The following is a 14,321-nucleotide window of genomic DNA, read 5'->3' as shown; positions in this document are numbered from 1 at the left end:
CCTTTACCTATCATACGTAAGAACATTTGTTTGTATACATTCTAGAACAAACGTTTGCGTTTTAGCAAGATGGAATTTTTGGAAACGATAAAATACCAGGTACTCAATGGCACTAGACTTACCACTGTCAAGTAGACATCTACTTAATCTTTTTTTGAAGTGTTGTTTCCACATAGCCACAAAGTAAATGAAACATTATAAAACTAATAAAATTAATAACAGCGGTATTTCGTTCTTTTTCTCAAGCTATTGCAACTTAACGAAAAACTCCTTTGCTTTTGGGGCTGGTATCCCTATTGCCTTTTTCTTATTCAAGTTGTTAAGTACAGTTGACGAAAGCCTTAATGTACTTAATTACTTCACAGTCAATGCATTATTTGATACAACTGCTATTCTAGAAGGCGAAAACTATTGGTGGAAGCTAATCATTCTTTTAGGTATTGGTATAGTTCTCTATATAGCAAGTCTAGAAGTATTTAAACGAAAAGACCGCTTTAATTTTCATGAAACGAGCTAGCGAATAATTAAATTCGCATGCTCGTTTTTTGCTTTTTTTCTAAAGTGAAAATGTTGTATATCTCAGTTTACAAAAACGGATTCTCATAATAAACATGTTTCGTGATAATAAAGTCGTTTAAATCATAAAATAATAAAGTCATTTAAAATTAAATTGTCGACGATGCTATTCAACAAACGGGGAAGGAACTGTTGGGGAACTGAATCTGATGAACTTTGGGAGGTCTGAAATTGTCCATCGAGAAAATCCTATCGATTGTGGCCGTATTGTTCTTTTTGAGTTATTTCATTTTTTTTCTCATACTTCACTTTAAAAATACAGGCTATCATCCTATTCGACATGCTGTAAGTGATTACGGTGTAGGTGCTACGAAAAATTTATTTTTAATTTACGCTTGGTTCAGCAACTTAGGGGCATTGTCACTTTCTATCGTGTTGTTGAATGTAAAAGATCGCTTCTCCATATCCTCGTCCATTCCGATTCTAATCATTCTAATGGTCATCTCCCGTATCCTCATGTTATTCTTTCCAACTGACCTAGAAGGAGAAAAACTTACGGTTCGAGGAAAACTCCATTACTTATTTGCTATTCTTGCGTTCGCTTTTTCCTATATGGTCATTGATCGTGGAGGAAGTCATTTAAAATTACTGGAAGGCTTTAAAAATCTAAATCTATTTTTTTACATCATAACAATGATTTCTTCTATCTCGCTTGGGGCTGTTATTGTAACGATGTTCAAGCCGTTGCGATTTATCTTTGGGATTTGTGAGCGAGTGTTCCTGTTGTCAATCAACATTTGGTTTATTGTCGTAAGCATCTGGTTCGTTTACCTTCTATGATAAATGAATGAAGGTTTTTAACAATTAAACAAACACGTGTGATTGTTGCATAATGATTGGGTTTTTAAACGACTTTATTGTTATTTCTAGGAGTTCTTATTCAGTAATTGTTCAAAGAATTAAAACATCTTTACTTTTACACCGTTCACATTTACGGACGGTGTAATGCGTTTTTCTGCTTTAAGATTAAACATCTATATTATCATTACATAAAACATAAAGTTTGGTCTTTGATTGATTGTGCATTTTATTCACTTAAACTAATGGATGCTTTTTATTGAATATTCGATTCACGAAATACCCAACAAAAAACAAAGTTAAAACCGATTCCCTAACATACAGGGGATCGGTTTTTCTACGTTAGTAGCTACTTTTAACAATAAAGTAATCCGTTTTTATCTGTTTGCTATTGTCTTCGATGGACAAAAGAGAAAATTAAGAAACATATAAAATCATTTAGTGTGTGTTTCCTATCTCTATACTATAGCTCTTTTTCAATCTTTGTATGTATTAAATATCTCATTAGCTATATTTAATATTAATTTTACCTCAGTTTCACTTTTGTCTTCTACAAAATTTTGCAAGATCATAATCAACTCTTTTTTTCAAAATAGTAATATTCCTATCCCCTCTTTCAACACCAGCTAAATACGAAGTTTGTAGTCCACATTTTTCAGCTAATACTTCTTGAGTGATTAATTAATCTCCTGAAAAAACATGAACATAAGTTAATTTCCCCGTAACAAAATGAGCTATAAATAAAATGAATTTGAAAATTATAAAAAACCCTAAAAACATAAAAATTTATTTAATATTGTTCTAAATTCTTCAAAAGTTGCTTCACTTTTTTGATAACCAAAAGAGCATGCCATATTAGGCTAGGCATGCTCTTTTTTCGAAAAATAAAGAAAGGGAGATTTTTATCGATTAATTAAATCTTTTAACGTCTTATCGTACACCCGATAAACAATAGAAATAACTTTATAGGACCTATCACAATGTTTTTGTACAAACGTTCTTTTTTAGAAGTGGTAATTTTCAGATCAGTCTTTTTTATTAATCTAAAGCTGATTTATAGTCCTGTAATTCCCCAATATCTTGGGAGTTTCTCAATAGATTCCTACAGCTCTAATACTTTCTAATACAAATGGTATTGTAAATTTTTCGGGACTTATAGCTCCTGAGCTCCTGTCACATCATTTCATAACTCATTGATTTCGAACCATAGAAAAGAGATACGATTATTGTCACACTGAATAGAATGGATAATACGACAATTAGAACAAACTTATGGCTTAATAACGATTTCATTCCTCCTTGATCCATTCCATTACTTGTTCAGATGCTTTTGCACACTTTCTAAAAACTTGATTCGACTATAAACAGGACCTCCTTCCATAAGCGGATCAACCACATTGACATATACGTGATCGTGTTTAAAGGCATTAATATTTTGGATAATTGGATTCTTCTTCAAGTCTTCGAATGCATTTTCCGCATCTTTGTTATCATTCGTAGAAAATTGCACAAACAAATAATCTGGGTTCATTTCTGCAAATTGCTCGGCAGAGATTGCATCTTGCAATTTAGCCATACCTATCTGATCTGGCATTTCTAAACCAATGTCATTGTATAAAAAGGGGTTAAAGTCTATATTTTTCGCAAAAATGTAAGTTTGCCCTCCGCGAATACGAACAGCGGCTACTTTTTTACCTTGGAGCTTTTCTTTTAACGATGCTTTTACTGCTTGTGAAGCTGTTTTATATTGGGATAGAATTTTTTCTGCCTCACCTTGCTTTCCAGTCAATTCAGCCATTAATTTCAAATTGTCTTCCCAGTTTGTAGAAACGTGCGACACCAAAATAGTGGGAGCAATTTTTTGCAATTTCTCCACTACTTCTTTTGGGAACTTGGTTGAACCTAAAATAACGTCTGGCTCTAATTGCAATATCTTCTCAAGGTTAGGTTGTCTTTTTTCACCAATTGATTCCGCCTTGCCCGTTACCGAAGCAAACTTCTGGAAATTTTCCGCCCACCGATATTGCCCCTACTGGATGAACGTCAAGCATTACCGCATCTTCCATTGCTTCCATAGCCCCAGTAATGACAATTTTTTCTACTTTTTGTGGAACGGTATACTGTTCACCGAGATACTCAATCGTTCTTGCTTCACTTGTTCCTGTATTGTTCACTTGAGACTGCGCTAAATCTCCGTTGCTGCCGGAGATTGAGCTTGATTTGCTCTGTTTGTCTCCTCCCCCACATGCAGCCAAAACAATCATGAATGATGCTATCAAACCAACTAGTATAAACTTATTATTCATTCTTCACCTGAACCCCTTTCAAAACAGTATCCCTATCATAATGATCAGTATTATTAATCCCTAAATGCTCACGCAAGGTGACACCCGTATATTCACTTCTGAACAAACCTCTTTCAACCAATTGCGGCATCAGCTTTTCAAAAAATATTTTCAAAGATCTTTCTGAACCGCCGGGAATAGCTATAAATCCGTCGATAGCTCCAGCATCAAATCGCTCAATTATATCGTTCAATACGTCTGCAACCGTTCCAACTGAAACCCAGTGAGCAGACCCGACAACCTCTGGCCTTGCTAATACCTCTTCCACTGTAGGCTGATGATTTGTAATATACCGGCGCAACAGCTCAGCATGTGTTCGACTACGGACTGGCTGATTCGGATCGGGTAGCATATCCAAAGTTACTCGACGATCCAAAGCAAAGCTACTCAAATCAAGACCCAGTACTGATTTAAGCGATGCATGTCTGCGCTCAATAGTCAAATGTGCGTGTGCGGCCTTATGTAATTCATGGGCTTCCTCGCGAGTTTCGGCCAAGAAAAAATATAAACCTGGCAAAACTTTTATGGCGTCCGGATCGCGCCCATGCTCGACAGCTCTTCTTCTCAGATCATTTCGCAATTCCACTCCCGATTCAAGGTCTGGCATCGCTGCAAAAATAGCATCTGCTATTGAAGAGGCAAAATTTCGTCCTGTATCCGACGCACCTGCTTGAAATAAAGGAATCGGTCCCGATTTATGGGCAGGCAAAGTAAGTGGTCCCTTAACACTAAAAAACTCACCTGAATGATTAATTGGAGAAATCTTATCCAAATCAGAAAACATACCTGACTCACGGTCAATAACGATGGCTTCATTCGGAAAACTTCCCCAGAGTTTGCGTACGACCTCAGTAAATTCAATTGCTTTCGCATATCTTTCTTGTGATGAAGGCATAGGCGACTCACCGAAATTTTCAGCACCTTCAATAGAAGTGACAATATTCCAGCCAGCACGTCCATTGCTTAGCCAATGCAAAGATTGAAGCTGTCTAGCAACAACATACGGTGGATTAAAAGTCGTAGAAATAGTCGTAACTAACCCGATCCGCTCTGTTTCACGAGCAATCGCTGCAAATATCATAGTAGGGTCAGGACTACCGAAATTAGCGGAATCGCCAAGCATCTGTGGACTAACAAAAAGATAATCCGCCCTGAAAAGAAAGTCGAGCTTTGATCTCTCCGCCATCTTTGCCAAATCAATGTAAGGTTCAATTGAACCCATTTTTTCCACACCGCTGTCTGGGCGTCGCCAGTCGCCTCCTTTCAACCAAGCAGATAGGACTAATCCAATACATAATTGTCTATTTACAGTCAATATTACCAACCCTTCCTATATAGAAAAAATAGTTTTGCGCCCATGAAATACTCTGATCAGATGTTACCTCTAAAGGGCCATTAGTTAATAATGATTCTCATTATCGATTACAGTGTAGCAAGGTATGCAACAAATGCAAATACACAAATCATAAATACTATATGCATTATTATCTAATCTAGGTTTGCTGAATAATGATTTAGCCGACATGTAAGATAGGGCTGTAAGGAAAAAATGAGACAAAGAAAAAAAGCCTGCACTCCCGGTTCATCACCAGTTGCAGGCGTAATATATCAATCAGTAACTCAATTTATATGATTATCTAAATTATGTATGTATGCAGAGGGAGACACACCAAATTTCTTTTTAAACGCTCTACTGAAATATAGCGGATTGGTATAACCAACACTAATAGCAATATCGTGAATGGGAAAATTGCTTACTTTAAGTAAGTCACTCGCTCTTTCCATACGATAATTGATAAGATAGTCGATTGGACGAAATCCAGTATGTTTGTGAAAGAAGTAGGAAAAACGCTTGGGACTCATTGCATGCAGCTCCGCCAATTCGTCGAGTGTTAACGGATTCATATAATACCGGTGTATGTATGCAATAGCCTCTTCTATCACCCTTTCACTTGGTGAACTGCCACTCTCTCGATGCTTACACCCCACCAAAACTTGATGCATGACACTTAAAAATAACTCCTTAACACGAAGCTTTCCAATACCTCTAAGTGTGTTGGCATTCTGATGAAGCATGATAAGTAATTCTAGCACTCTCGGATTTGCTCCCGCTTCCAGTTTGAAATGAGCGTCGCATTCATGACTTCCATATACTTCGTCTAACTTGTCAAATCTATAAAACAGTAAATAGTACTCGTACTCTGATTGACTTAAAACTTGCGCGTCCAGTTGCATACCTGGAGCCACATGAACTACTGCGCCTGGATGTAATTCATAGACGGTTCCATTCACACTCATTCTAGCCTCTCCACGAATTACAAAAAGAAATCCATGCCGGACAGCCTTAAATTCACTTAGTATACTTTTCGGCTGGATGACTAAACGGTGAACACCTTCTATATCATAGAAACCTCTAGCAAATATCTCGGCTAATTTATCCAAATCTATCATGATATGCACCTGCTCCCTCTCCAAACCTTGCTAGACTATAGTTAATAATGATTCTCATTATTAACTATAGTCTAGCAAGGTTTGCAACAAATGCAAATACACAAATCACAAATGCTATATGCATTATTATCTAATTCAGGTTTACTGAATGATGATTTAGGCGATATTGTAAGAGCCTTGTTAACTTCCACATACAATTTCCAGTGTTTAATTTCTTCATCACATTGTATCTCGATTTAGTCAAAATCGTGAGTCCTTATATAACACCTATTAATTCCTTACATATCATCTCTATTTCTTGTGAAAAGGATTTTACTCGAAAGGCTTCTGAATATACTTTGTCCTCAGATAAAGCTTCTACTTGCTGTAACTTTTCTTCATAGGTTTGTACAAAATGATCCAGTGTTGGACTTTTCAATTTCAGGGCATTAGCAATCCCTTGAATGATTTTCACACGATAGTAATCCTCTTTTGGCATTCTAGGAATATCCCATTCCCCATCATGATTTTTAAAAATCCTTCTAAGAGGAACTGCAGAAAAATCAAAGTACCGTCCTTCTTGATTTGGTATAGAAAATGGGTCAATTAATAAGGATGCATAGCGAATATAGAGCAGATACTCTTGATGTATGGACTCAAGTTTGTTAAAATCCTCTATTTCTTGTCTGGCTATACTTTCTGGCTGTAATGGATAATTATCATCTACCATAAATTTCAATAGATTTAGAGGTTGAATATTGAAGTGTTTTACAATCGCCATCATTTCTTTCCAATAATTTAATAAATGACGAATCATTGTATAAGTAATAGGACCTTCAGGATAAAGCTTATACACATACTTTGTTATTTTCTTTTCGTCAAATATTGCTTTTAATGAAAAATCATTCATAAATAAAGGAGGGTGCACGTATAAAGAAATATTTCTTGTTTCTGCCTCAAGAGGAGATGCTACTTTTTTCAGATGAACCCCTAAATAATTAAACAATTCAGATAATCTATCTAATCTATCCGATTTTGAGTAAGTTGAACCAATATAAACTGTTTTCTTTACTCCTGTCGTCAATACTTCATTTGATGGAATCTCGCTTAACCATCTAGTATCTCCATAATATGTTGAAAAACTAATTACCTCAGCCTGGGGAGATACATTCTTTAGGAAATTAGTTATTAAATGACTAGAGCCAAATGTAGGCGAAATTAATATAAAGCAGCTAGCCTCCTCCAACACTTTGGTATCGATTTGTGCTAATACTGATAAATAAGAATCTGTAGTAACACTAAGTACAACGGTATCCCATTTTCCATATATTGTATGATAACCTTTAAAAAATGCATCAATAGTACATGTTCCTGCAACAGACTGATGTTGTATATTTTGTATATATACCTTAAGTGCAAGTTGATGCTGAACGATAGTTTTAAAAAAAATTTTGGAACGTAAAGATTCTCGACCAGCAATAGCTACTTTACCATTATAATAATTCTTGAAATTCACAGCTAATTGAATTACCGTGGGCCCTGTTCCTAACAGTAAAACCTTATTAAAATAGGTCATAATCTTCTCCTCATCTATTTATCATTACTTTTCGATATAAAATAACATCAAATACACTTTGAGGGTGAATAATTTTCTCTATTATATGCCATTTGGTTTCGTCTACTTTTTGCATTGGATAATTAAAAAGAGACTTTAAACCATTTCCATAACGCATAGCAATAAGCACATCTTTATTTGTTAAATCATATAATTGGTCTAGTATGTCATATTTATAGCTAACAGTTGAACTAAATATAATATGACTAATCTGTTTAATAACTGCGAGTTCCCGTACTGACTTATTGTCAATTTGAACTGATAAATGACTTCCTATTTTATTTACTACATGTTTTCCCAACTGAATCGCTTCATCATCAATATCAATTCCAAACACATCTGCGCCTGTTCGTTCCGCAATCATTAATAATGTTATAGGAAAAGGTCCGGATCCTACCAAGAGTACCTTTGACTGGCTGGTGATTTGAAAACCTCCAAATTCTTTTTCAATGCAGTTTTCTATGTTAAGAAAATAATTAGTAATTTCCTCTTGTTCATGACTTAATAATAAAGCTCTATATTTTTCCATGATTTGGACGCAAATAGAAGAGTTATTTCTTAGATTCTCGACTAATGATACTATTTCAATTGATTGATCTAAATTATTCCATTGTTTTTGATTGTCATGATTAATAATAAAGGAAGAATAATCATCAATTATTCCACACAACTCTGAATACTCAACTATTAAATGATTGTTGTTTTGATTGATCAATAACTTAAATTTTTTATCAAAGTAATGTAATTTCTTTAAAAACACATCTATATCCATGGCTTGCCTCACTCCTATATTTAGGATTAAAGTTCAATATATGCGGTAGCCTTTAATACTATTTCAACGCTTCCCTCTATATGAAAGTTAACTATTTAAACAAAAGCAGCCTCCAATTTGGAGGCTATTTTTGTTTAAACGCATATAGTATTAGATTCCCTCCCCAAAGAGCGCCTTTTGCTTTTTCCTCTACTTTTCTTCGCACGATCGCCATCGCTAAATAGACTTCGGATGATTTCCTTTATCAAATCAAGCAAGGCCAGGTACTAATGAGCCTGGTCTTTGCTGTTTATTTAGTCCCTAACTAAAACATCTAAATAGCCGCAAAACTGGTTACTGTCTGAACTTATGTTTGTTTACACGGGTGACAGAGCTGGATGAGCAATTGCTCCACTTCAGTTTTAAGGGCTTGGTTCGCATAACGAAGCATTTCATCTTCACCTGCTGTCGCTATACACACATCACTAAAATATGCACCATCAGCATGTTAGGACCCATCCCAATAGCACTTGGAATACGAAACTATCATATATCGCTTTTTGAATTCCCTTTGCTGTATCTTCAGGAGGTCCCCAAAGCTTTGCTGTTTCAGTTAAGTCCACCCAACTTTCATCGACACTATAAATATGTATGCACTCTGGAGGCACATACTTTGAAATAAGACGAGTAATAGCCATAGACATTTCAATGAAGAAACTCATCTTCGGTTCAAAAAGCTTTATATCTGGATGCTTTGGTATTTCAAAACGAAGATTTCCTGTTTTTATCTTGAATCGCTCCTTCAGGTGGCGATGCAGCTAAGACAACGCTACCAGGTTGAGTGAAATTAGCTACTATTGCGATTGGGGTTGTCATGAAGTCTAAACCTTCAAGCATTGCCATGCAACTAGCGTAAAAGCTTTTCATATCAATACATATAATGGAACGTTCAGGCAGGTTTTCATACATTAAATAATCCCTCGCTCTTTATAGACAGCTGGAACAATAACAAGAACATTATTGAGAATAAAAGTGCGCTATTGACTACCTTAATTATTTTAATATACCTTTTCGTGATGACTCCAGACTTTGAAATGTACATCATATTTACTAACTGATTGTGTTGCATCGCTTTTATTAACTGATCTTTCATTGTTTTTACTCTCCCTCCGCAACAAAAAGAACGTTCGTTCGTATGTATGCCATACGCACAAATGTTCTTTTTTTAGAAGCGGTAATTTTTAAATCACTCCTTTTAATTGATCGAAAACTGACTTAAAGTCCTGTAATTCCCCAATTTCTCGGAAGTTTCTCAATGGATTCCTACAGTTCTAATTCTTCCTAATACAAATGGTATTGTAAATTTTTCTGGACTTAAGGAGTTATTCACTGCTTCCCAATATAACGGTGTGGCGATTAGTCCTTTATCATTACCCCGGGGCGGTTATTCTTACAGACAATTAAAAAACGCACACTGCCTTGATGTGGACATCTGCAGTCTCTGCAATTCACATTCCACTTAGTTGATGAAAAACATGAATTGCTGTAACTACAATCGAAGGTGTATTAGCGCTTGATGAACATGTACTTAAAACCTAAAACAAGCATAACCCCGTTCTAAATTTAGGACGTAGACCCAACTTCACTGTACTTAAAAATATAACAATAAAGTGATCAGACTTGGTTTTAAATTATCAAACTTTATTTTAAAACCACACCAACAAAGAGGAAGGCATTCGAGTTTTATTATGAAAAAATGATGGAGTAAATGCAAAAACTAGTCCCAGATTTCAGGACTAGTCTTTGGGTAACTTATTTATTCTTTTTTGTTGCGATTACACGTGGTTCCGTCGTACTATTTGATGCATCAGTAACAACAGTTGCATTTCGTTCTTTGCCTTTATTTGTTGCGATTACATGTGGTTCCGTCGTACTATTTGATGCATCAGTAACAATAGTTGCATTTTGTTCTTTGCCTTTATTTGTTGCGATTACATGTGGTTCCGTCGTACTATTTGATGCATCAGTAACAATAGCTGCATTTTGTTCTTTGCCTTCTTTCAGCGTTGGTGGCTCTTGGCCAGTTGCCGCAAAGACGGTCATCCCTCCAATGACTAATGTACATGCTAATGCTGTTCCTAAAACCGACTTTTTCTTTAAGGTCATAATAGACACTATCCTTTCTTCAATCCCGTTTTTACTAAAATGATTACAAAGCGGCGTAACCGTATAGGTTTCATCTGCCATATTGATGAGAGATAGTGCATATGCTGACTTTGCCTTATCTCCAAACTGTCTAATAACCCTTTCGTCGCAAGACAATTCAATGTCTCTGTTTACTATAAAATACATAAACCAAACTAATGGATTAAACCAATGCAAAGCTACCATAATCGTTAAAATTACTTTCCACAAAACGTCAAAGCGTTTAATATGAATTAATTCATGTGTGAGAATAAACTGAATACTTGCAGCGTCTTCCCAATTTGTTGATTTCGGCAATAAGATGACTGGTTTAAAGATTCCATATGTTAATGGGGTTTTAATTCTATCTGATACTGCAATTTGAATCGTTCTTTTTAACTTATGATCGTTTAGCCATTGATTGAGATGCTCATTATTCTTCACTGGGATGGCTGTTTGAAATTCTTTATAAAATCTAACATAGGCCACTATAAAGAATAATAAAACCCCGATACCCCCACATGCCCAAAGGTACTGAACGAAATCGCTTGTCATCACAAGCAAAAGCTGATGATTGAACGTGTTTGATGTTTGTGCGACTTCGATTGTATTGTGCATACTTTCCGAATCATTTGAGTGAGTGAGCGTAACAAATAAGTTTTTCAGCATAGGCTGTATGCTTAACTTTGAATAAAAGGAGTAGGGGATGAGTAGTTTAAATGCAACGAATCCCCAAAGAATTAAAAATGTTTGCTTTGGCACTTTATTTCTTACTAACATCCTCATCAATAGCACAATGATGAGGAGGAGAGATGCGTCTACACTCATGTTGAGAATACTCATATCATAATTCCTCACTCAAGATCTTTAACAATTTGCTTTAATTTATCGATCTCACTCGCGGACATTTTTTTCTTGTCTAGTAAGGATGCGAATAGTAAAGATTTAGAACCATTAAATATTTTATCAATCAATTCCGTCGTTTCTTGTTCTTGTATCTGTTCTTTTCTGATGATTGGATGACAGATAAAGTTAGGTTCAATTCTTTCAATGGCCCCTTTTTCTATACATTTTTTTATAACTGTATAGGTGGTATTTTTATTCCAACCTATTCGTTCGTTTAATATTTGTGAGAGCTGTTTAGCTGTCAAATCGCCTTCTTCCCATAAAATATTCATGACTTGTAATTCCGAATCAAACAATTTAACTTGCATACGCGCATGCTCCTTTTCTTAAGTGGACTATTGCAATAGTTTGCCACATTTTTATACTACTGCAATAGTCTGTAGTTGTCAAGACTACCACGATAGTCTTGGAGAGAATCCTTTTTAAGGGCATAATTATACGGGTAAATTAACCTTTGGATACTGTGTCTAAACCCATTTAAAATTCAATAAAAACTTAGTAAAGCCTTCTTCGATGGTGGCTCTTTTAATTTGCCTCGGCTTATTTTAAATTTTCCCTTCATCACCGGCGAGGCTGCGAGAACGATACTACTAGGTTGCTCAAAATTGCCAATAACTGCAATGGGATCTTTCAAGACATCTAAACCTTCTAACATTGCTATACAGCTTGCGTAAAAACATTTCATGTCAATACAAAAAATGGCCATGTGTGGCAGATTATCGTAATTCATATCACCTCACGCTTCCGGTGTGTGACGGGCCTTATTGCTAGAACATTGTTAATAATAAACGTACGCTTTGCCTGCCTCGTAAAGCAAAATGCTGTAAAGGAATCACCAACAATCTTTATGATTTTCACACGCCTTTTTGTAATAACACCGGACTTGGCTACATACATCATGCTAACTACTTGTTGACGCTGCATTGCTTTTATTAACTGTTCTTTCATCTTAGTTGCTCCTTTTCACGCTGTTATATGCACTGAGCACAGCAGGACTGTTTTTTAGAGAAGAACAAACGTTTGTATACCTAATATACGCACATACGTTCCTGATTAGAAGAGGGAATTTTAGTTGATTTTTAAAAAGTCTTTAGAGGGTACATAAATCAATTTTGCCTTGGCCGTAATTGTTGCTGTCGCTTCGCTTTCGCACAGAAAACATTTGTTGCTGTCGCTTCGCTTTCGCACAGAAAACATTTTGTTAAATGAAGACAATAGGCGTTCGTGTAAGCCTAAAATAGCTTTGTACATATTCTGTGCTTAAGATATGTATTGAAAATTAATTAGAAAGGATGTAATTATTAGCTCGAATATTGACTATACTTCGTCATCAACCGAGTTCACTTCAGATGTAAATGACAATACGCTTTTCAAAAAAGATGATCGAAATTTTATTAATATTCTAAGTGTAGAACAACTAAATACGTTAGAAAATATATCTTTGCTTGATATTTTTCTAAGTAGAAATAAGGTGATAGAGCCTCACTATCATCAAAATGCAGCAGAACTTATTTATTGTATTTCTGGTGCTGCCATTGTTTCTATATTTAATCCTTTTACAAAAGAGTTTAAAAACTATCCTATCGAGCCTGGCCAAGTTGCCAATGTACCACAAGGATGGTGGCATTATGAAATAGCTACTGAGAATGACACACATTTATTGGCTATTTTTAATGCTCCAACTCCTGATGTTATTTTAGGTTCAGATATTTTGAAATTTACACCTTCCAATGTTATGGCTCACACTTATTGTTTAGATGAAAATCAGTGGAAGAAAACAATCACGCCTATTGTACCATCAACATATATCGGTCCACCTAAAGACTGTAACCGTGTAAAATCAACCTCTGAAAAGCAAAAAGATCAAAAGGAGCAAAAAGATCCCCATCATAAACATAAAAATAAGTATAGACCTTCACAATTTATGAACCCATATCCGCCATATCACTATCCAAATATGAATCCATATATGAATCCTTATGGCTCAAATCCTTATGGCTCATATTATTAAGCAATAGTGTATGACTCGACATCATAAGCGCTACACCTTTCATGGCATAAAAATAAATAAAAAGGAAAATCTAATTTTAAGTCATAGCTTCGTTATTACTAAAAGAGGTGTAGAAAATGGAATTATTTCCAGTGATCCATACGAATTTTTGGGATGCTGTAATAGCCGTTCCAGCTGTGTTACTTATTACACAGCTCATTAAGGTGTTTATGCATGTTCAGCCTAAATATGTTCCCGCGATCGCCCTTGCTATTGGCTTGATTATTTCTATTTTCATTAGCCATAGACATAATCTTATCGCAGGAATATTTATGGGCTTTTTTTATGGTTATGCAGCTATCGGAAACTTTGCCGCATTAAAAACAACTATTAATAGCTATAAAAGCAAGAAGTTAAAAGAATAACACTTTCAGCTTATCTACAAATAATGCGTAACAATAAACAAAGGTTGATTTTCACTCCGAGTTGGCGCCTTTCCGCGAGCTTGACTTCAATCTCCTCGTCACTGCGTTCCTGCGGGGCTTTCAGCGCAAGCTCATCCCGCAGGAGTCGCCACTCTCCGTGAAAAATCAACAGCTCCTCATCTTTATTATGAATAGATAAGCTAGAGCCAAAACAGTATTATAATTTTGATTAAAACACCAAAAATCCCATATCATCAAATTACTATACAGCTTTATGCAATCAGGAGTAGCGTTTGTCTAC

13 protein-coding genes and 2 pseudogenes are annotated in these 14,321 nt (G+C 35.5%); 4 read left to right on the top strand and 11 right to left on the bottom strand.

The window, feature by feature from the left end; all coding sequences use genetic code 11:
* Window positions 1-187: 187 nt before the first annotated feature.
* Together ACIPKN_RS08265 and ACIPKN_RS08260 are read left to right on the top strand one after the other, a co-directional pair.
* Window positions 188-517: a hypothetical protein gene (locus tag ACIPKN_RS08265; RefSeq protein ID WP_400934905.1), complete on the top strand. Its 330-nt coding sequence runs from the start codon at window positions 188-190 to the stop codon at window positions 515-517.
* 230 nt (window positions 518-747) lie between these two features.
* Complete coding sequence (locus ACIPKN_RS08260; RefSeq protein WP_400934903.1) at window positions 748-1,356, top strand: DUF998 domain-containing protein; 609 nt, start codon at window positions 748-750, stop codon at window positions 1,354-1,356.
* Between the two features lie 555 nt (window positions 1,357-1,911).
* Here the strand turns inward: ACIPKN_RS08260 and ACIPKN_RS08255 are convergent.
* From ACIPKN_RS08255 to ACIPKN_RS08205, 11 genes and pseudogenes are all read right to left on the bottom strand, one after another.
* Complete coding sequence (locus ACIPKN_RS08255) at window positions 1,912-2,052, bottom strand: helix-turn-helix domain-containing protein (protein ID WP_400935070.1); 141 nt, start codon at window positions 2,050-2,052, stop codon at window positions 1,912-1,914.
* Window positions 2,053-2,686: 634 nt separating this feature from the next.
* Window positions 2,687-3,680, bottom strand: a pseudogene (locus tag ACIPKN_RS08250) (ABC transporter substrate-binding protein).
* On the bottom strand, window positions 3,673-5,034 hold the full coding sequence (locus ACIPKN_RS08245) for an NtaA/DmoA family FMN-dependent monooxygenase (RefSeq protein ID WP_400934901.1): 1,362 nt from the start codon (window positions 5,032-5,034) through the stop codon (window positions 3,673-3,675). The pseudogene ACIPKN_RS08250 and the gene ACIPKN_RS08245 overlap by 8 nt, the downstream one beginning before the upstream one ends.
* A gap of 305 nt (window positions 5,035-5,339) precedes the next feature.
* Complete coding sequence (locus ACIPKN_RS08240) at window positions 5,340-6,170, bottom strand: AraC family transcriptional regulator (RefSeq protein ID WP_400934899.1); 831 nt, start codon at window positions 6,168-6,170, stop codon at window positions 5,340-5,342.
* 256 nt (window positions 6,171-6,426) lie between these two features.
* Complete coding sequence (locus ACIPKN_RS08235; protein ID WP_400934897.1) at window positions 6,427-7,725, bottom strand: opine metallophore biosynthesis dehydrogenase; 1,299 nt, start codon at window positions 7,723-7,725, stop codon at window positions 6,427-6,429.
* A gap of 10 nt (window positions 7,726-7,735) precedes the next feature.
* Entirely contained in the window at window positions 7,736-8,536 is an 801-nt protein-coding gene (locus ACIPKN_RS08230) for a nicotianamine synthase family protein (RefSeq protein ID WP_400934896.1), read from the bottom strand.
* Between the two features lie 468 nt (window positions 8,537-9,004).
* A pseudogene (locus tag ACIPKN_RS08225) lies at window positions 9,005-9,484 on the bottom strand (Y-family DNA polymerase); the annotation flags it as partial.
* Window positions 9,485-10,327: 843 nt separating this feature from the next.
* Window positions 10,328-11,542: a M56 family metallopeptidase gene (locus tag ACIPKN_RS08220; RefSeq protein WP_400934894.1), complete on the bottom strand. Its 1,215-nt coding sequence runs from the start codon at window positions 11,540-11,542 to the stop codon at window positions 10,328-10,330.
* An 11-nt stretch (window positions 11,543-11,553) separates the two neighbouring features.
* Complete coding sequence (locus tag ACIPKN_RS08215) at window positions 11,554-11,913, bottom strand: BlaI/MecI/CopY family transcriptional regulator (protein WP_400934892.1); 360 nt, start codon at window positions 11,911-11,913, stop codon at window positions 11,554-11,556.
* A gap of 176 nt (window positions 11,914-12,089) precedes the next feature.
* Window positions 12,090-12,335, bottom strand: a complete 246-nt coding sequence (locus ACIPKN_RS08210) for a hypothetical protein (RefSeq protein WP_400934890.1) — start codon at window positions 12,333-12,335, stop codon at window positions 12,090-12,092.
* Window positions 12,332-12,553, bottom strand: a complete 222-nt coding sequence (locus tag ACIPKN_RS08205; protein ID WP_400934888.1) for a transcriptional regulator — start codon at window positions 12,551-12,553, stop codon at window positions 12,332-12,334. The genes ACIPKN_RS08210 and ACIPKN_RS08205 overlap by 4 nt, the downstream gene beginning before the upstream one ends.
* 352 nt (window positions 12,554-12,905) lie before the next feature.
* Here ACIPKN_RS08205 and ACIPKN_RS08200 point away from each other — a divergent pair, with 352 nt between their 5' ends.
* A complete protein-coding gene (locus tag ACIPKN_RS08200) occupies window positions 12,906-13,616 on the top strand; it encodes a cupin domain-containing protein (protein WP_400935068.1) in 711 nt (236 codons plus the stop codon).
* 116 nt (window positions 13,617-13,732) lie between these two features.
* Window positions 13,733-14,020, top strand: coding sequence for a hypothetical protein (locus ACIPKN_RS08195; RefSeq protein WP_400934886.1), 288 nt, complete (start codon window positions 13,733-13,735; stop codon window positions 14,018-14,020).
* Window positions 14,021-14,321: the final 301 nt, after the last annotated feature.

Source organism: Lysinibacillus sp. NPDC086135, assembly GCF_044746345.1.
Classification (GTDB): Bacteria; Bacillota; Bacilli; order Bacillales_A; family Planococcaceae; genus Lysinibacillus.
The sequence above is the reverse complement of the archived record's forward strand: the minus strand, read 5'-3'. Positions and strand labels throughout refer to the sequence as shown.